The 19,344-nt window shown below is 62.7% G+C and carries 14 protein-coding genes and 3 pseudogenes; 6 read left to right on the top strand and 11 right to left on the bottom strand.

From position 1 onward, the window contains the following. Positions 1-20 precede the first annotated feature (20 nt). The 5 genes from Q0L89_RS05870 to Q0L89_RS05850 all read left to right on the top strand — a co-directional run bounded on the left by Q0L89_RS05870 (position 21) and on the right by Q0L89_RS05850 (position 4,824). Positions 21-1,094 carry a C4-dicarboxylate TRAP transporter substrate-binding protein gene (locus Q0L89_RS05870; protein WP_296763217.1) on the top strand — a complete coding sequence of 358 codons (1,074 nt, stop codon included), beginning with the start codon at positions 21-23 and terminating at the stop codon, positions 1,092-1,094. A gap of 158 nt (positions 1,095-1,252) precedes the next feature. Next, positions 1,253-1,804 (top strand): TRAP transporter small permease subunit, encoded by a 552-nt coding sequence (locus Q0L89_RS05865; RefSeq protein ID WP_296763216.1) that lies wholly within the window; start codon positions 1,253-1,255, stop codon positions 1,802-1,804. Further along, a complete protein-coding gene (locus Q0L89_RS05860; protein WP_296763215.1) occupies positions 1,801-3,111 on the top strand; it encodes a TRAP transporter large permease in 1,311 nt (436 codons plus the stop codon). The genes Q0L89_RS05865 and Q0L89_RS05860 overlap by 4 nt, the downstream gene beginning before the upstream one ends. Positions 3,112-3,125: 14 nt before the next feature. Next, positions 3,126-3,905: a cyclase family protein gene (locus Q0L89_RS05855; protein ID WP_296763214.1), complete on the top strand. Its 780-nt coding sequence runs from the start codon at positions 3,126-3,128 to the stop codon at positions 3,903-3,905. A gap of 1 nt (position 3,906) precedes the next feature. After that, positions 3,907-4,824: a fumarylacetoacetate hydrolase family protein gene (locus Q0L89_RS05850; protein ID WP_296763213.1), complete on the top strand. Its 918-nt coding sequence runs from the start codon at positions 3,907-3,909 to the stop codon at positions 4,822-4,824. Positions 4,825-5,265: 441 nt separating this feature from the next. Here Q0L89_RS05850 and Q0L89_RS05845 read toward each other — a convergent pair. The 9 genes and pseudogenes from Q0L89_RS05845 to Q0L89_RS05805 all read right to left on the bottom strand — a co-directional run. Beyond that, a pseudogene (locus tag Q0L89_RS05845) lies at positions 5,266-5,382 on the bottom strand (DDE-type integrase/transposase/recombinase); the annotation flags it as partial. Then, on the bottom strand, positions 5,378-7,186 hold the full coding sequence (locus Q0L89_RS05840) for an EAL domain-containing protein (RefSeq protein WP_296763212.1): 1,809 nt from the start codon (positions 7,184-7,186) through the stop codon (positions 5,378-5,380). The gene Q0L89_RS05840 and the pseudogene Q0L89_RS05845, both read right to left, overlap by 5 nt. A gap of 579 nt (positions 7,187-7,765) precedes the next feature. Then, on the bottom strand, positions 7,766-8,050 hold the full coding sequence (locus tag Q0L89_RS05835) for a hypothetical protein (protein WP_296763211.1): 285 nt from the start codon (positions 8,048-8,050) through the stop codon (positions 7,766-7,768). Between the two features lie 241 nt (positions 8,051-8,291). Next, a complete protein-coding gene (locus Q0L89_RS05830) occupies positions 8,292-9,152 on the bottom strand; it encodes a glycoside hydrolase family 26 protein (protein WP_296763210.1) in 861 nt (286 codons plus the stop codon). Between the two features lie 88 nt (positions 9,153-9,240). Then, on the bottom strand, positions 9,241-10,941 hold the full coding sequence (locus Q0L89_RS05825) for a glycosyltransferase family 2 protein (RefSeq protein WP_296763209.1): 1,701 nt from the start codon (positions 10,939-10,941) through the stop codon (positions 9,241-9,243). A gap of 79 nt (positions 10,942-11,020) precedes the next feature. After that, positions 11,021-12,010: a UDP-glucose 4-epimerase GalE gene (gene galE / locus Q0L89_RS05820; protein WP_296763237.1), complete on the bottom strand. Its 990-nt coding sequence runs from the start codon at positions 12,008-12,010 to the stop codon at positions 11,021-11,023. 261 nt (positions 12,011-12,271) lie between these two features. Then, entirely contained in the window at positions 12,272-13,255 is a 984-nt protein-coding gene (locus Q0L89_RS05815) for a UDP-glucuronic acid decarboxylase family protein (protein ID WP_296763208.1), read from the bottom strand. Next, positions 13,252-14,613, bottom strand: a complete 1,362-nt coding sequence (locus Q0L89_RS05810) for a UDP-glucose/GDP-mannose dehydrogenase family protein (RefSeq protein WP_296763207.1) — start codon at positions 14,611-14,613, stop codon at positions 13,252-13,254. Before Q0L89_RS05810 ends, Q0L89_RS05815 begins: the two co-directional genes overlap by 4 nt. Before the next feature lie 193 nt (positions 14,614-14,806). Beyond that, positions 14,807-14,989 (bottom strand): annotated as a pseudogene (locus tag Q0L89_RS05805) (IS256 family transposase); the annotation flags it as partial. Between the two features lie 501 nt (positions 14,990-15,490). On the opposite strand from Q0L89_RS05805, the gene Q0L89_RS05800 reads away from it, so the two are divergent. Further along, positions 15,491-16,717 (top strand): UTP--glucose-1-phosphate uridylyltransferase, encoded by a 1,227-nt coding sequence (locus Q0L89_RS05800; RefSeq protein ID WP_296763206.1) that lies wholly within the window; start codon positions 15,491-15,493, stop codon positions 16,715-16,717. A gap of 100 nt (positions 16,718-16,817) precedes the next feature. On the opposite strand, the gene Q0L89_RS05795 is transcribed toward Q0L89_RS05800, so the two are convergent. Both Q0L89_RS05795 and Q0L89_RS05790 read right to left on the bottom strand, forming a co-directional pair. Continuing rightward, entirely contained in the window at positions 16,818-18,257 is a 1,440-nt protein-coding gene (locus Q0L89_RS05795) for a tetratricopeptide repeat protein (RefSeq protein ID WP_296763205.1), read from the bottom strand. A gap of 153 nt (positions 18,258-18,410) precedes the next feature. Continuing rightward, positions 18,411-19,217 (bottom strand): annotated as a pseudogene (locus tag Q0L89_RS05790) (IS3 family transposase); the annotation flags it as partial. Positions 19,218-19,344: the final 127 nt, after the last annotated feature.

Below are 19,344 nucleotides of genomic sequence, written 5' to 3'. Positions count from 1 at the left end.
CCAACAAATGGGAGGAGAAGATGACCAATCTTATCAGAACCGGGATGTTCGCCGCCGCGGTGGCGGTGAGCGGATGGTCGGCGGCGCCGGTGGCGCAGGCCGAAACCCTGAACGTGACCATCGTGGCCGGGCATCCGTCGGTGTTCCGCTGGGTCAAGCATGCCAGCCAGACCTTCATCCCGGCGGTCAACACCGCGCTGGAGGGAACGGAGTACTCCATCAACTGGTCGGAGCAATACGGCGGGTCGCTGGCCAAGGTGGGCGACGAACTGGAGGCGGTCGAGGCGGGGCTGGCCGAGATCGGCCTGGTTTCGAGCCTGTTCGATCCGTCCAAGCTGGCGGTGCAGAACGTGACCTACTTCACGCCTTTCGTGTCGAGCGATTCCACCGCCGTCTCGTCGTGGATGGACAAGCTTCAGGAAACCAATGACGACATGAAGGCGGCCTGGCACGAGAACGGGCTGGAATATCTGGGCGGCGGCATCGGCATCGACGACTACCTGCTGATGACCACCTTTCCGGTGAACGAGATCGCTGACCTGGAGGGGCACAAGATCGCCGCGCCCGGCCCGGCGGTCAACTGGCTGGGGGGCACCGGCGCGGTGGGTGTGTCGGGCAACCTGACCACCTATTACAACGAGATCAAGACCGGCGTTTATGACGGGGCGATCGTGTTCGCCAGCGCCGCGCTGCCGGGCAAGCTGCACGAGGTGGCCCCCTATATCACCAAGGTGGGATTCGGCGCCCAATATGCCGGCGGGCTGGCCGCCAACAAGGATTGGTACGACAGCCTCGACCCGGTGGTGCAGAAGGCGCTCAAGGACGCGGCCGAGGCCGATGCCGAAGCCTATCAGAAGGATCTTGACGCCTCGGTCACCAAGTTCCTGGGCCTGATGCAGAAGCAAGGCGCGACGGTGACCGAGGTGGACGAGGCCTTCCGCGAGAAATGGGCCAACGGCATGGACAACGTGGCCCGGCTCTGGGCCGAGCGTCTGGATGCCGAGGGCAAGGCCGGAACCGCGGTGCTCAAGGCCTACATGGACACCATGCGCGCGGCCGGCGCCACCCCGGTGCGCAACTGGGACCAGGAGTGATCGACCGCCCGCCCCGGTGCCGGCCGGGGCGGGCCATCGCGGGGGTCTGAAATGATCGAGCCAAGTTCTGCCTTGTTCGCGCGCGCGCCGTTTCCCGGCGTCGACAACGGCCCGAAATCCACGCAGGATTTCGGCGCCCGGGCGGCGTGGGGGCGTCCATGATTGAGGCTTCGCAACAGTTGCCCGGCTGGTTTCGCGCACTGCGCCGCGCCGTCGATTCGGTGACCGGTGCGCTGAACGTGGCCGGCACGCTGCTGATCCTGATGCTGATGCTGCTGGTCAATGCCGACGTGATCGGGCGCGGGGCGTTCGATGCGCCGATCTCGGGCGTGCCCGAGATCGTGTCGATGTCGATCGTCGCCATCGTCTTCCTGCAGATCGCCCAGACCTTCCGCAAGGGGCGGCTGACGCGGGCCGAGGCGCTGTTGGGGGCGCTGGAGCGGCGCGCGCCGCGGCTGCGCGTGGCGCTGGAACTGGTCTTTGCCGTGGCTGCCGCCGTGCTCATCTGGCAGCTTTTCGCGGCCTCGCTGCCGCTTTTCGAAAAGGCGTGGGAGCGGGGCACCTATGAGGGAACGGTGGGCGATTTCACCGCACCGATCTGGCCGGTCAAGCTGATCATCCTGGTAGGCTGCGCCGCGCTCTGGGTGCAGCTTGCACTTTCGGCGCTGGAATCGCTGCTGCGCCTCATGGGCCGGGAGGTGCGACCATGACCCCGTTCGAGATCGGGCTCACGTCCTTCGGCGCGATGGTGGCGATGGTCTATCTGGGCTTCTGGGTGCCGTTCGCGCTGATGCTGTCCTCCTATGTGGGGGTGTGGCTGATCAAGGGCTCGCCCGTGCTGGCCGGCAAGCTGCTGGCGCTGGCGGCCTCGGAAACCATATCCAGCTATTTCTTCGGCGTCGTGCCGCTCTTCGTGCTGATGGGCTATCTGGTCTCGGTCACGGGCATGGGGCGCGATGCCTTCGACGTGGCCAACCACCTGTTCCGGCGGTTCGCCGGCGGGCTGGGGATCGGCACGGTGGGCGCCAATGCGATATTCGCCGCGATCACCGGTATTTCCATTGCTTCGGCTGCCGTTTTCACGCGCATCGCGGTGCCCGAGATGATCCGCCACGGCTATTCGCCGCGCTTCTCGGTGGGCGTGGTGGCGGGCAGTTCGGTTCTGGGGATGCTCATTCCGCCCAGTCTGCTGCTGATCCTGTACGGTCTGCTGACCGAGCAGTCGGTGGGCGACCTGTTCATCGCCGGCATCATCCCCGGCCTGCTGCTGGCGCTCCTGTTCGGCGGCAGCATCTGGCTCACGGCGCGGTTCCGTCCGCAGGCGCTGGGCGCGGCGCATGGCGCCGAAGGCGTGGCCGCCCTCACGCGCCGCCAGCTCGCCGCCAAGGGGTTGCCCATCGCCGCGCTGATCGGTCTGGTGCTGGGCGGCATCTATGGCGGCTTCTTCACCCCCATCGAGGCGGGCGCGGTGGGGTGCCTCGGTGCGATTGTCATCGGGCTGGCACGCCGCAGCCTGACATGGGGCGATTTCTGGCAGGTGCTCACCGATACCGGGCTGGTAACCGCAGCGATCTCGTTCCTGATCATCGCCGCGCAAATGTATTCGCGCATGCTGGCGCTTTCGGGTGTACCGGTCGGATTTGGCGAATTCGTGGCGCAGGCGGAAATCGGCTACTGGGGGATGATCCTGTCCTATGTGATCCTGGTGATCGTGATGGGCACGGTTCTGGACAGCTCCTCGATCATGCTGATCCTGGTGCCGCTGATGCTGCCGGTGCTGGCCCAGTTCCAGGTTGACCTGATCTGGTTCGGCATCGTCACCATCGTCGCGGTCGAGATCGGGCTGCTGACACCGCCCTTCGGCATCTCGGTCTTTGTCATAAAGTCGGCCCTTGACGACCCCGACATCCCGCTGGGCGAGATCTTTCGCGGCGCCGCGCCGTTCGCGCTGATGATGCTGGTGCTTCTGGCGCTGGTGATGATCTTCCCGAGCCTTGCAACCATTCTCGTCCACTGAAAAGGAGGCTCGCCATGCCGCGCCGCTACGTCGATCTCTCGGTTCCGCTGGAAACCGGCATCGTGTCCGATCCGCCGATAATGCTGCCGGAAATCGAATACATGACCCACGACCAGACCGCCGAGCAGGTGATGGCCTTTTTCCCGGGGTTGCAAAAGGAGGATCTGCCCGGCGGCGAGGGCTGGGCGGTGGAGCGTCTTCGCATCGCCACCCATAACGGCACCCACCTGGACGCGCCCTACCACCACCATTCGACCATGTCGGGCGGCGAGCGCGCGATCACCATTGACGAGGTGCCGCTGGAATGGTGCTTCAATCCGGGCGTCAAGCTGGATTTCCGCCATTTCGAGGATGGCCATGTCGTCACCGCCGACGATGTGGTGGCCGAACTCAGGCGCATCGGGCACGATCTGAAGCCGCTCGATATCGTCGTGGTCAACACCTCGGCCGGCGACCGCTACGGCCACGACGACTACCTGATGAAGGGCTGCGGCATGGGGCGCGAGGCCACGCTCTACCTGTTGGAACGTGGCGTGCGGGTCACCGGCACCGATGCCTGGTCCTGGGACGCCCCCTTTGCGCTGACCGCGCAGGAATATGCCAGGACGCATGACCCGTCGATCATCTGGGAAGGCCACCGCGCCAGCATGGATATCGGCTATTGCCACATGGAGAAGCTGACCAACCTCGACCAACTGCCCGCTGACGGGTTCGAGATTTCCTGCTTCCCCTACAAGATCAAGGGCGCCAGCGCGGGGTTCACCCGCGCCGTGGCAATTTTCGAGGAGGGATGAGATGAGACTGGCAACGGTTCTTTACGAAACGCGCGAACGCGTGGTCGCCGCGCTGCCCGACGGCGGGCTGCTCGACCTGCACCTGGCCGCGGAACTGGCCGGCGAGAACGCGGCGCATTTCGTCGACATGACAGCGGTGATCTACGGCGGCGAGGAGGCCCTGGCGCTGGCCCGCGTGCTGATCGACAACGCCTCTGACCGCGAGGTCATCCTGCCCGACGAGGTCGCCTTCCTGCCGCCGGTACTGCCGGTGCAGTACCGCGATTGCCTGGTCTTCGAAGAGCATCTGTTCAACTGCCTGCGCGCCTTCGGCCAGGATAACCCGCAACTGCCGCCGGTCTGGTACGATCAGCCGATCTACTACAAGGGCAACCGGCTTTCCTTCATCGGGCACGGGCAAGACGTGATCTGGCCCGCCTATGCCGAGCACCTGGATATCGAGCTGGAGATGGCCATCGTCGTGGGCAAGAAGGGCAAGGACATCAAGCGCGCCGAGGCCGAGGATTACATCTTCGGCTATACCATCCTGAACGATGTCTCGGCCCGCGACGCCCAAATGAAGGAGATGCCGGGGCAACTGGGGCCGGCCAAGGGCAAGGATTTCGACACCGGCAACATCCTTGGCCCCTTCATCCTGACCGCCGACGAGGTGGCGCACCCGGTCGCGCTGGACATGGAGGCGCGCGTCAACGGCGAACGCTGGGGCGGCGGCAACTCGCGCCAGATGCAGCACGATTTCGGCCGCATCCTGGAACATGTCTCGGCCTCGGAAACGCTCTATCCGGGCGAGGTGATCGGCTCGGGCACGGTGGGCACCGGATGCGGGCTGGAAACGGGCAAGCGGCTGGCGCCGGGCGATCGGTTCGAACTCGAGATCGAGAAGATCGGCGTACTGGCCAACCGGATCGTCCGGCCATGAGAGCAAAGGGCTTGACCTGCGCATGGTCCAGCCAATGGAGGAACGGTTCGAGCCGGCCATCGACGAGAGGGCCTTCCACGGCGGCGCGCTGGCGGCGGATTGAGCGGCCCTACGGGTGCCCGGGTTCCGCCCGCGCGAATGCCGACCCCGGGGAGGCCTTTGACGCCACGCCACGCGGTGCGCCTTGATCGGTCCGGGTTGCGGGAAATGCTGGCTGGGGTGGTAGGATTCTTATCTAACTAATTGACATACAATAAAAATATACACAATCAGAGTATATGGTGTCAATTCCGGGAGCGAAAAAATCTATAAGTGCACCAGCCAGTGCCTCTCATGGATGCTCTCTCCTTTTTCTGTGACGTTCCGAGAAACATCACCTTGGCACATTGCGATGCCGTCGGGAGGGGGCATCCACGCCATCACCACGCCGTGGGACACTATCCCGATTTCGCGCAGTGCAGCACCGCAAGATCGGAGTTTGTCGGTCACGACCACTTCGGGCCGGCCGTACTCGCGCATTGCTTTTCTCAAGAATTTCAGCGGCGTTTTCTTGTCACGTGTCTTCGTGAAAACGCTTCTTGAAGAACTGTACGACCTCGGTGCTCGGGCGGGGCTCGCTGAAGAAGTTTCCCTGGACCAGGTTGCAGCCTTCGGTGGTGACGCTGGCGTATTGCTCTTCGGTCTCCACACCCTCGGCAGTGGTCACGATGCCCAGGCTGCTGCTCAGCGCGACAACCGCACGCACGATCGCGATGCTGTCTTTCTTGCCGGGCAGGTCACGAACGAAGGATTGATCGATCTTGATCTTGCTGAACGGGAAGGCGCGCAAATAACCAATCGAGGAATAGCCGGTGCCGAAATCGTCCATCGCGACCCTGATCCCGAGATCGCGGATCTGATGCAGAATGGAAAAGGCGCCCTCGCTTTCGTTCATCAGGACCTGTTCGGTGATCTCGAGCTCGAGCCGGCTGGCAGGTAGTCCCGACTCGGCAAGCGCATTCTTGATGGACTGGACGAGTTTCTTGCTCTTGAATTGAGCCGGCGAGAGATTGACCGAAACCGATATTTCCTCCGGCCACAGCGCGGCTTCGACGCAGGCGTGATACAACACCCATTCGCCCAGCGGCACGATCAGCCCTGTCGCCTCCGCCACCGGAATGAACTCGGCCGGCATCACCAGGCCGCGTTCGGGGCTGGACCAGCGCAGCAGCGCCTCGCAACTGGTGACCTTTCCGGTCTTGACGTCGATCATGGGCTGGTAGAGCAGCTCGAATTCGCCTCCATTATGGATCGCTTTGCGCAGATCGAGCTCGATGAGGCGGCGCGCCTGCATACGCGCATCCATTTCGGGCTCGAAGAAGCGGTAGACGCCGCCCCCGTCGGCCTTGGCGCGATAGAGCGCCAGATCGGCGTTCTTCATAAGGACATCGGGATCTGTGCCGTCGCTGGGCGCGACGGCGACACCGATACTGACCCCCACGATCACCTGACGGCCGTCGATTTCGTAAGGAGCCGAGACAACCTCGATAAGGCGGCTTGCAAGTGCGGTGATGTCTGAGGGGTCCTTGACCGGAGTCTGGATAATGGCGAACTCGTCTCCGCCCAGCCGTGCCGGGATGTCTTCGCCACGCAGGCAACTTTGCATGCGCCGGGTGGCCGCCTGCAGCAACAGGTCGCCTGTGGGGTGCCCGAGCGTATCATTAACGGCCTTAAAGTGGTCGAGGTCGAGGCTCAGAACCCCGACGAATTCGCCCGGCCTCTGATGCTTCATCAGGGTGTCCAGCTGATCGTAGAAGCTCACCCGGTTCGGCAGTTCGGTCAGCGCATCGAAATGCGCCATGTGCCGGATCTCCGCCTGATCGGCAAGCCGCTGAGTGATGTCGTCGAACGTCACCACGACCCCGCCCTGCGGCATCGGCTGAAAGGACTCAGAAATGCTCCGGCCGTCGTTCAAGCGCTGGACATATGTTCCACCCGCAGGGTCGTGGAGGACTTTCACCAGCTGAGCGAGCGTGGCCTCGGGCTCCAGATCCCGGAGACCGGAAGTTGAAGCCGCGAGCTTCATAAGCTCCGGCACGGTCATGCCCGGCCGTATCTGGTCTTGCGGCAACTGGAAAATCTCGGCGAAGCGCCGATTGAACAATATGATCCCCCCCTCTGCATCTTGCATCAAGAGGCCCTGCGACATGTTCGTCAGTGCGGTCTGAAGTTTCGCCTCGGAGTCGGCAAGAGCCTGTTCCGCCTGCTTCCGCGCGGTGATGTCCTCGAAGGTCACCACGACCCCGCCCTGCGGCATCGGCTGAAAGGACTCAGAAATGCTCCGGCCGTCGGTCAAGCGCTTGCCTGCGCCAGAGCCGCTCATGGCGAGTCTCTCCTTCTGCCGGCGGTCAAAAGCGCCCCGGCCCAGCTCGGATGTATCACCCTGCGGTTTGAACCTGCGAAGCCCGCAGGCAATCTGGACGGTTTCGGTATGAACAATCCCCGCACCGTCATCCTGGCTCGTACGTGCCGAAGCCAATCCATAACGAGGAAACCATAACACACTCTGGCCTCAGGAGCCATTGATTTCAGATTGGGCAGGTAATTCAGGCTCCGCGAGGGAGGCGCCAGATGGATGGTCTTGTTGAGTTTTTCCGAAGCGGCGGGCCGTCAGCTCCGCCGCGACCGCCTGCTCGAGCAGCTTGCGCGCGCCGTATCGCAGGACGCCCGTCAGCGGATCGGGCGAAACCGGGTATCCGGTTTCGCGGGGGAGTTATCCAAACAGGTTTCGCCATCTCGGACCCTTTCAAAAGGTCCGGGATACGCCTTGGCTCGCGGTCCGAATTATCGGGCCCACTTCAGCTTGTCTTGAAGCGCCGGAACGGGGAGCGCCGGGTCATTCCGCGAGGCTCGCCGCCGCCCGCCTCAGCCGGAAGTCATCAGACAGAGCCGAAGCCGACAATCAACGCGCGAAACATCTCGATTTCTTTCCAAAACCGGCCGGCGAGCAGATCCAGCTGCCGTGACCGAGCGTGCGACCGTACTGGACAAGGGTCAGGTTGCTCCGGGCCCGTTCCGCTTCGGCGGCGGTCCGGCCGTTGCTGAACCAGCTAAAGCCCTGCGTCGCCTTCACCCGTACGACCTGGGCCTGTGCTGTCTCGTCGTGCGCCAGCACCGGACCGACCTGCGCCGATACCAAAACGGCCACCGCGACGGCGCCCCCGAAAATCCTGGCTATTTTGCTCATGATGTGTCCCTCGTCTTGTGTTCTTGCCTGCTGCGGCCTTCCAAGGCGCGCCCGGTCCAACAAAATTCGGCCTGCCTCCCCCCCTCCTCCGGGGCAAGGCCCGGTTCGAGCGGAATGAAGACCACTTCCTGTGATCAGAACTGATCACATGAATGTGTCATGGTATTGGCTGTATCATGGTAGGACAACGGCGCCCCTTTACAGGGCGCCGTTTATTGCCGAATTCCGCCGGTCGGACCGGTTACTCGAGGACGCGGCGATTCACCCGCCAGTCCGGACGACCGTACCCTTCGGGCCAGTTATAGACCTCGGGAAAGTTGAAATAGACCACCCCGACGAGTTGGGGATATCGGTCGCCAACATTGCGAACCGCGTTTTCCCACATGTCGACATAGGCCTGTTTTCCCGAGTAGCCGAGCTCGCCCACCACGACCGGCTTTCCGAAGATGGCGGCGCGTTCGTACCGCGGGGCCATGATATCCTCGAAGGTGCGGTCACGGTCGTAATGATCCTGGTCCCAGGGCTGGTAGCCGAAGACAGAGATGCCGACGACATCGGCGTAGTCGTCGCCCGGATAGTAGTCCTCCATCCCTTCCAACCCGGTCGGCGACCACATGTAGCGCGCCTGCGGCGCCACCTCGCGACAGACGTCGATCATCCGGTGATAGGCGGCAATATAGGTTTTCGGGTCCCAGCCGGCCCAGATGAACTGGCCGTTGTTATCGTCCATCTCATGCCCCCAACGCACCGTCACCGGGCTTTGCAGCGTGTTCAGAACCTCGCAGATCGTGCGCATGTTCTCGTCGTAGCTGCCGTCGAAGATCCCCTGGCGCAGGTGCTGGGGCGTGTTCCGTTCGGACCGCGACCAGGTCCAGGGCTCGATCGTCACCAGAAGGGCGCGCTTGCGCTCGAGTGCATAGGTATCGGCCTCGTACAGAGATCGCAGATAGAGGTCTTCCCAGGGCAAGAAGAGATGCTCTATCTGCACGTTCGTGTCATTTTCGAAATCTCCGCCGGGATCGTAGACCCCGAAAGGCAGATCGCCCGGCGGCGCGGCCAGAACCGGCACCGACCCAGCGGCCCCGAAAAGCAGCGCGATCAAGAGGGCTCGGAAATTCCGGCAAACGCAGTCGAGCTCATATTTTACACAAGTCATTATTTTATCTCCATACTAGTTTAATGTCGCCAGGTTAGTTCCATCCCGGATCAATGCGGTAGACGACGGTACCGCGCTCATTACTTTCTGCACCGGATGCGCGATATTCGACACGGGTCAGGTGGATAGGTCCGAGCCCCGCCTCGAGGGCATAGAGGCTTTCGGCGCCCCGCAGGAAGAGAGCGAAACCGACTGCGGCGAAAACCCCGGCGGTTGCCCCGATTTGCAATGCGGCGCCCAATGGCCCGGGCCAGCCGGTTTCGCGCCAATGGTGCACGACGATCACCGCCAACAGGGCCGAATAGGCTAACGCATTGAACACCGCCAGCAGGTAGAAGCCGCGCGCCTGCGTGATGTCCGACACCGCGAGAACCGGCACGACGCAGCCGAGCGCAAGAATGGCATAGACCGCCAGCACGCGTCCCGGCAGCGGCGGGTTTTGCGCGCCACCCTTCGGCGTGACCCGGAAGTCGACGAAGCGGCCGCTGAGACGGTCCGCCAGCGCCATCACCACGCCCCAGACCACCCAGGGCCATTGCGCCAGTACGAAAAGCCCCTTTTCCCAGGAAATGACCGGGGAATACTGCGGCCGCAGGAACCCATCGCGGCGCAGGCGAAAGGCAAAGAGTGTCATCGCCACGACGGTGGGCAGGCTGTGGCCCAGGAAGGCCGGATAGGTCACCTCGGCAAAGCGCCGGTCGAGCACGAGCGCAACGATCGGCAGCAAATACATCCCCGCGAAGGTCAGCGCGAACAGCGGATACCAGACCTGGCAGAAGACGAAGAGCGCCCTGAGCCGCGGCGTGAGGCGGCCGAGATAGCGCGGCGTATGGTACAGGAGCAGGCTGAGCAGGCTGCGCGACCACTGAAATTCCTGGGTAGCGAGATCGGTGATGCTGGCCGGACCGTCACCGACGGCGATCGCGTCGATGGCATGGACGCCGCGCCAGCCGCCGGCGTTCATCAGCATCGTCGTCGAATGGTCCTCGGCCAGTTCGGGGCCGAGGCCGCCGACCTCTTTCAGTGCCGACGTCCGCACCGCGTAATGCGAACCGATGCACATCGGCGCGAGCGCTCCGGTGTAGCCGGTTTGCAGGATGCCGTGGAAACCTGCCTCGGCATAGAGGCGGGTCCGGGCGGCCCAGCTTTCCTTGGCGTTCGCCGAGCAGATGCTGGGGGCGCTGACATAGCCGACGGCGGGATCGGCGAAGGGACGGATCATCTCGCGCAGGTAACCGGGCCGCGGCACATGATCGGCATCGAGCTGCGAGACGAGGTCGTAGTCGTCATAGCCCCAGTGGTCGTAGAAGAAGGCGAGATTACCCTCCTTGCAACGGGTGCGCCGAGGCCATTCCGCGCGGTGGTAGTCGTCCCGGCCCTTGCGGGTCGAGACGCGAACACCGTGTTCGGCACACCATTCCAGGACCTCGGGCGTCGGATCCTCGTCGGCCAGCCAGGTGTCGTGCGGATAGTCCTGCGCCAGCATCGCCTCGAGCGTCGGGCGCACCACGGCGAAGGGCTCGGCCGGGGTCCTTGTCGTGATCATCGCGACCCGGTATTCTCCGGGCAAGGGATCGGGCGCGGAACTGACGCTCGCCTTGTGCACCACCCAGAGAAAATAGACCTGCAGCCCGTAGATCCAGATCAGCGGCCCGGTCGCCATGCCGTAAAGCCACGGATCGAGGATATGATCGGGCTGCAGCCACCATCCCCAGAAGAAGAGCGCGGCCAGCACCCAGGCAAGGGTATAGCCGCGGTAGATCCACTTTTGCCGCCGGCTCAGAAGCGGTTTCAGAAGACGCTGGCCGGGGCGGTCAGACCTTGTCCCCATCGCCGCCTCCCAACCCGAACCAGGGGGCCGCATCGCGCACGATATCGGCGATGTCAGACCGCTCGGCGCGAAAGCCCCACAGCCGCGCCGCCAGGCCGGCATCGGCCGTCAGTTCCGGCGGGTCTCCCGGCCGACGCGGCGCATCCTCGACCGGGACTGCACGGCCGGTCGCCGCTTCGATCGCGGCAGTGATCTCGCGGACCGAAAACCCGCGCCCCGAGCCGAGATTCAGCGCCAGGCTCTCGCCCCCCGCCATCAGGTGTTCGACCGCGCGCACATGGGCGCGGGCAAGATCGGCAACATGGATATAGTCGCGCACGCAGGTGCCGTCGGGCGTGGGATAGTCGGTACCGAAGACCTTCAGCGCCGGCCCCTGCTCCGAGGCGGCCATCAGCGCCAACGGGATCAAGTGGGTTTCGGGGTCATGCCGCTCGCCGATCTCGCCATCCGGGTCGGCGCCGGCGGCGTTGAAATAGCGCAGGCTGACATGGTGCAGCCCATGGGCGCTGCCGTGGTCGCGCAGCATTTGCTCGCAGATCAGCTTGGTGCGGCCATATGGGTTGATCGGGCGCTGGGGCGTGTCCTCGGTGATCGGCAGACGGTCGGGCAGACCGTAGGTGGCGCAGCTCGACGAAAACACGACGCGCCCCACCCCCGCCTCGGTGCAGCCGGCAAGAAGGCCGATCATGCCGCCGACATTGTTGTCGTAATACTTGCCCGGATCCTGCATCGACTCGCCGACATAGGCCTTGCCGGCGAAATGCAGAACATGGGAAATTTCGTGGCGCATCAGCGCCTCAGCCACCGCGCCCCGGTCGCGCACGTCGCCGCGGACGAGAGCCCCCCAGCGCACCGCATCGCGATGCCCGGTCGAGAGGTCGTCGAACACCACCGGCCGGGCGCCCGCCGCTGCCAGCGCCTTGCAGGCATGCGACCCGATGTACCCTGCGCCGCCAGTAACCAAAACGGGCAGACCTTCAAGCATCAGGTATCCAACTCGGACATCATCCCGGTAGCCGTGCTGATTTCGTTGCGGAAACAGGCGATCGTCCGGTCCGGCCCCTCGCCGAGCGCACCCTGGGCTGCCAGCCCGGCAATTCGCCCGCATGGGTGATCTCGGGGCGCGTCCTGAAGTGCCCGAATGGGCCGGGTCCGGTCATGCCAAACGCGGCGAGGGCCCCTGCCCACCACATGCCGGTTTGTTCCGACAACGCGCATTCATGTATTTGCTCCTTCAGCCAGGCATGTCCATTGAGAACTGGCGCCGGAAATAGCCGATCGTGCGCGCCAGTCCGGTCTCGAGTTCAACAGTGGGGCGCCAGTTCAGCTTCTCGATCGCAAGCGAAATGTCGGGCCGTCGTTTTTGAGGATCATCCTCCGGCACGGGGCCGAATGTGATCTTTGATTTGGACTCGGTGATCGACATGATCAGATCCGCAATCTCGCGGATCGTGTGCTCGTCAGGGTTGCCGAGATTGATGGGGCCGGTCACATCGTCGTTCGAATCCATCATCGCGGCGAGGCCGCCGACCATATCGTCCACGTAGCAAAGCGAGCGCGTCTGTAAGCCATCGCCGTAGATTGTGATGGGCTTATCGCGCAACGCCTCCAGGATGAAATTCGAGGCAACCCGTCCGTCGGCGGGCGACAGTCGCGGGCCATAGGTATTGAAAATTCTGACGACCTTTACGCGGACGCCATACTGCCGATGATAGTCGAAGCAGATGGTTTCAGCGCAGCGCTTGCCTTCGTCATAACAGGAGCGCGGTCCAATCGGATTGACGTGACCGTAGTAGGTTTCGCTTTGTGGCTGAACCTGCGCGTCTCCATAGATTTCACTGGTCGAGGCCTGCAGAAAGGTGGCCCCGGTCTCTCGCGCGAGGCGCAGGAGATTGACGGTGCCCATCACGCTTGTCTCGATCGTACGAACGGGTTGCAGCTGATAGTGCTGAGGCGAAGCCGGGCAGGCGAGATTGTAAATCTCGTCGACTTCCAGCCGGAGAGGATCACGCACATCGAAACGTAGGATTTCGAAATTGGGAAAGCCCAGAAGATGGGCGACATTGCTTTTTGCGCCGGTGAAGTAGTTGTCGACACAGATCACGTCATGGCCTTCGCGCACCATGCGATCGCAAAGATGCGAGCCGATGAACCCGGCTCCGCCAGTAATCAGGATTCTGCGCTTGGATGTGCCGCGCCGAGCTCTTTCCTTTTTCAACTACCTTGCTTTCCGTTTGTGCCAGATTGAGACGCCAGATCCGGGGTGTTTGAAATAGAGGGCCGCCCGATGCTCCAGTAGGTAAACCCGGCGGCCGCCATCTTCTCGGGGGGGTAGATGTTTCGCAGATCCACCATCAACGCACGCTTCAGCAGCGTCTTCATATTCGCCAGGTCAATCGCTTGAAACTCCTTCCATTCTGTTAGGATCACCACGCCATCAGCGCCGCTGAGGGCGTCGTCTGCGGTCTTGCAGATGTCCAGATCGAGGCGCGAGCGCGCTTCCTTGCCGCCTTGCGGATCATAGGCCTGAATTCGCGCGCCGCAGGATTGGAGATACGGAATGATCACGAGACTCGGTGCGTCGCGCATGTCGTCGGTGTCGGGTTTGAAGGTCAGGCCGAGCACGGCGACGGTCTTGTCTTTCACGCCGCCGAACGCCGCTTCGATCCGTTTTGCCATTGCATGCTTGCGGGCCGCATTAACGTTCACGACGGTTTCGACGATGTGCGTCGGCGCGCCTACGTCCTGAGATGTCTTGAGCAGCGCCAGCGTGTCCTTCGGAAAGCACGACCCTCCGAACCCGGGTCCCGCATTCAAGAACGCTCGCCCAATGCGACGATCAAGGCCCATGCCTCGCGCGACCTCCTTCACATCGCCACCAACTTTCTCACAGATGTCCGCCATCTCGTTGATGAAGGTGATCTTGGTCGCAAGAAAAGCGTTGGCCGCGTACTTGATCAGTTCTGACGTCTCTCGTGTAGTAAAGATCATCGGCGTTTCGCGCGCGTGGTGGTGTGGTTGATATATTTCGAGCAGCACTTTACGCGCCCGCTCGGTATCGCAACCCACCACAACCCGGTCGGGGTGACGAAAATCCACAATGGCAGTACCTTCGCGCAGGAACTCGGGATTGGACGCGACGTCGAATTCTCCGTCAGGCAGGGTGGACCGTATGATCTCCTCGATCTTGCGGCTTGTGCCCACGGGAACTGTCGATTTGGTTACGATGACCGCATACCCCGTCAGCGCATGGGCGATCTCTGCTGCGGTATCGAAAACGTCGGAAAGATCGGCGTGGCCATCGTTGCCGTGGCTCGGTGTCCCGACCGCGATGAATACGGCATCGGCATCCCGAACCGCCGCGCTCAGATCTGTCGTGAAAGAGAGCCGTCCCGCCTGGACGTTGCGCGCGACGAGTGCGTCCAAGCCCAGTTCATAAATCGGCATGATACCATCGGCCAGCAACGCAACCTTGTTCGCGTTCTTGTCGACACATACCACGTAGTGGCCCGATTCCGCAAAGCCGGCGCCCGATACCAAGCCGACATATCCGGTCCCGATCATGGCAATCTTCATTCGACTCTCCTACCCGATTGCGGTGACCGCATGTGACTTCGCAGCGCGCAACCGCAACTCTCTTCATACTGCCGCAGATCCATCAGCGGCAGGCTGATCTAAATCAGCTTGCGGCGAGCTATGCCCGAAAGTTGGTGATGGCGTGATCAGGCGGCGGTTTGAAGTTGCTTGATCCCGTCCTTGAAGGAAATCCCCTGGGCTCCTTCACCGGCACCGGGCCGATCCCGGTCATGACCTCGCGCCCCGGCAGATAGCCATGGCGCACAACCCGCGATCGGCCATCTTCGGTCTTGTCATCGGCATGGGCGGCAAGCAGAACTGACCGCTCGGCTTCCACCGCCTGCTCGATCAGGCGATGCGCGCCGGAGCGCAGAATGAAGTGGTCTCGGAAATTCGGACACACGAGCTTGAAGCTACGCACGGTCGTCGGGGTTCACGTAAAGGCAAATGTCATCGCGTCTCATGTCCCGACAAGGAGACACCTGATCCGGGGAAGGGAATTCCGTGTCAGGTGAGGAACACTCGTCGTCCTGGGCTCCCAGGGTTTCTGGTGACTATCTTCGCTGCGCGATAGGTGTTATATCTCGCGTACGCTCCGGACCGCCCCGGTGCTCCTGCAGCAATGCCACACTGTCGGGGGATCACGTTGGTCGCAGCGTCGCGAGGGGGACGGCGAAGGGCCGCCATCGCGGGCCAATGATCCGCTCAACGGACACACTAAACGGACACACTAACGGACACACTGAAGCGAAGAATAAGTCTTTGTTTGCTATATATTTTAATTTTCCCCCTGTGCATTCCGAGCGCCGCTCCCGGAACCACATCCGACGGAGCCACGTTTCCTATTCGAAACCATAGACGCCCAAGGGGGCCACCCATGGCCCATCCAACCAGTGAACTCAAGACGATTATCATTCCCGCGGCGGGCATGGGCACGCGGATGCTGCCAGCAACCCGGGTAACCGCAAAAGAGCTTCTGCCAGTCTATGACCGACCGGTCATCCAGTTTGCTATCGACGAGGCGATCGAAGCTGGTGCTGACCGGATTATCGTGGTTGTCAGTCCCGAAAAACCGGCGATCCGCGAATATCTTGGTCAAGCCGCTGTGGCGTCCACCGCAGGGCTGGCCGGCACGGGCACTGCCCAAAGGTCCCCTGAGATCCTCTATGTGAGCCAGTACCAACCGCTGGGTCTTGGCCATGCGGTCCTGTGTTGCAAGGGACTGACCTTGCCAGGACCGTTCGGCATCATACTGCCGGACGACGTCATCATGGGGCGCAACTGTATTTCCGAAATGATCGATCACTATCAAGGGGGGCAAATGATCGCCGCGATGAAAGTGTCGGAGCAGAATGCTTGCCACTATGGGATATTCAAGTTGCACGGCTCCATGACGGGCAACTGCATTCCCGTGACAGGCATGGTGGAGAAGCCGCCGATTGGCCAGGCGCCTTCGTCCATCGCCGCGGTCGGGCGCTATATTCTGGAGCCGGAGATCTTCGACATTCTGGACCGGACGCCGAAAGGCGCCGGGGGCGAGTTTCAGTTGACTGATGCGATTGCCATTGCAGCCCGGTCCGTGGCCCTGACGGCGTTTCGGTTTTCGGGCAGCCGCTACGATTGCGGCACCCATGATGGCCTGCTTGCGGCCTCGAACGCCCGTCAGGCCGCGGTCAAGGCGCTTGGGGCGATTGCACAGCTGCCCTCGCACACACCCGGCATTCCCAAGATGGCTGAGGCTATCGCCAAGGCAATCTACCGCGCCCTTGATGAGAGCCGCTTCGAACGCATCGACATGATCCGTGAGGGATGGGCATCCGGGCAATCCCGGATTGTCCAGCAGGTCTTGTTGTCGATCGAGCTGTCGGACCTGCCGCCGCCCGAGGCGACACCTACATTGACCCAGCTTCCCACCGTCGCGCCGATCAGCAATCTCAGCGCGGACGACCTCCATGCCCTGGTCTGCAAGGCGGCTCTCCATGCCTTTGCCGCCGACGACGAGGCAAGAATGGAGGCCATGTCCGGTAACCCGTCAGCGCCAGAGAAACAGATCAGCGTGATTTCCCGGGGGAGGATTTCAGGCTCATCGCAACCGCCAACATGACCGCGAGTCGGCAAAACGCGCTCTTCGAGCAGGGCATGACGAGGGCGGGCGCTCCTGGGGCCACATCGCATCGCTCACTGCCTGCAGTTCAATGCCTTGCCTAACGGGCCAGCAACGCTCCGACGACGTCCGGATGCATCACGCTGTCGTCGCAGCGCGTGGCATCGGGCAAGCGGTGGCAGGCGTGCCACATCGCAAGCAGCGTCGTCTCGGTGGCGAAGGCGTTGACCGTGCCGGTGTAGAGCCCATCGTCTTTCATCTGCAATTGCACGATATAGATCGCGAGGTTCGCGTTGGCGGCGTAGATCTGTTTGCCGAACCAGAGCGAGCGCCATTCCGGATGGCTGTCGTAGACCGCCTTCAACTCTGGAAAATCCGCGAACTGCCGCGTGCTGGCCGCATCAATCGTATAGGCGAACTGAGCGCTCCTGTCGGGGCCCAGCAGCGGCGCGTAGCGCTCGAGATAGGCTCGGGCCTGCTCTGGCTGCTTGCGTACATTGTAGTCGTTGCCGTCGCGCACCAGCGCGATCAGATGGCTGGCCGCCGTCGCGTTGCCGTCGTCTGCCGCCTTTTCCAACACCGCGATGGCCTCGGGCCCGCTGGCGCGCATGCTGATGCCCCACATCAGCCGCTCGGCCTCCAAAACCGCGACCACTTCCTCGCCGGCGGCGCGCGCTTTCTCGGCATAGCCGTCGAACTTGGACCGGGAGCCGCCGCCGAGATAGCCGTACATCGCTCCCTCGGCCAGAGTGCTCCAGGCGGAACCACGCCCCAATTCGCCGGCACGGCGAAGATAGTCTTCGGCCTGCGCCGGGCTGCGGTTGCTCCACAACAGATGGGTGCCGTAGCGCTCGAGCCCCTCGCCATTTCCAGCCTTCGCGGCCTCCTCGAACAGCGCCTGCGCCCGCGACACGTCCGGCTTCACGCCCGTGCCGTTCAACAATAACCCGCCAAGCGAGACCATCGCCTTGTCGTCCCCCGCAGCGACCGCCTGTTCAAGCAGCGCGAGGCCCGCCTCGACGTCGGGTTCCAGAATCCAGCCGCCCACCAACTGTTCGCCCAGAATCCGCCGGGCCTCGGGATCACCGGCCTCGGCTGCGGCCTGCAGCAGGGTCTTGGCGCGCAGCGGATCAGGCGTCAGGTTCTGTCCCCACAGCAACGCCTCGCCAAGGGTCATCTGCGCCAACCGGTTTCCGGCATTCGCCGCCTGCTCCAGAAGTCGCTGCGCGCGCTCCGGCTCGGCTTCGGTGTAATAACCGTCGATCAGGATTTTCCCGAGGCTGGCCCCGGCCTGCACATCCCCCGCCGCGGCGGCCTCGCCCAGAAGCTTCAGGCCCTGCGCGACGTCCTGCGCCACACCTTCGCTGCCGAAGACCAACGCTTCCCCCAGCTCGCGCTGGGCTGCGGTGTCTCCTGCCGCGGCAGCCGATTTCAGCGCATCCTGATCGAGGGCCCGTGCCGGCGCCACTGCCCCTGTGGCCAGGATCACGATCAGCGCACCGGCAAGAATGCGCGTATGGGCCATGAATTTACTTGTCACTCCACCAACTCCTGCAAAAAAATAATGATACTGTATGAACCAGACCGAATTTACCGGAGAGGTTGGAGTTTGTCACTCAGCGGCGATCTTAGCCGTGAGTTCTGCGTTGTAGAAGTGGACCTGTCCCGTATTTGTGCGGCCCCGAGCGCTCGTTTAAACCACCTTCCGTTCGAAAGCGACAGGGCTTTTCCAGCCCAGTGCTGAGTGTCGGCGGCGTGGATTGTAGAAGCCGTTGATGTATTCGAAGATTGCCATCTCAGCTTGCCGCCGGGTTGCCCAAGACCCTCGCCAGATCAGCTCGGTCTTGATGGTCTTGAAGAACGTCTCGACCGCAGCGTTGTCGTAGCAGTTGCCTTTTCCGCTCATCAAGACCTGGAAATCGTGTTCGCGCAGGATCTTCTGATAGTCGTGCGAACAATATTGGCTACCCCTGTCGGTGTGATGGATGCAGCCTTTGGGTGGCGCCCGGAAGGCGATGGCCATTTTCAGTGCCCGGATCGCCAGATCGCGCTTCATCCGGTTGCTGACGGCCCAGCCGATGACGCGCCGCGAATGCAGGTCGAGGATGACCGCCAGATATAACCAGCCCTCTCTGGTCCAGATGTAGCTGATGTCGCCAGCCCATTTCTGATTGGGCCGATCCGCCGTAAAGTCGCGGTCCAGCAGGTTCGGCGCAATGTTGAACGTGTGGTCGCTGTCAGTGGTTGCCTTGAACTTGCGTGTTCTTTCAACGGTGATCCCGTTTTCGCGCATCAGTCGCCCAACCCGGCGATGGCCAACATCGATGCCGGCTTCCTTCAGTTCTTCGGTCATTCGTGGACGACCATAACTGCCCAGGCTCAGGCGCGACTGTTCTTTGATATGCGCCAGAACAACCATGTCCATGCGCTGCCTCCGACTAGCCGGGCGGCTGCGGAAAGCCCGCAATCCACGCGGGCTGACATTCATGACCTAGCATAAACTCAACTCGGAGTTGTTCAAGAAAAGGCCTTGCTACCTGCCGGGATGTGACACCTAGGCAGCGCCGCTCTTTACTGAGCGGCGCAACACAATCGGCCTCCGAGCAATGCATGCGGAGGGTGAGGTC

Origin of the sequence: Sediminimonas sp., from assembly GCF_024637375.1 — a bacterium.
Classification (GTDB): domain Bacteria; phylum Pseudomonadota; class Alphaproteobacteria; order Rhodobacterales; family Rhodobacteraceae; genus Sediminimonas.
Note: the sequence above shows the minus strand (reverse complement) of the source record. Positions and strands in the feature narration are given on the sequence as shown.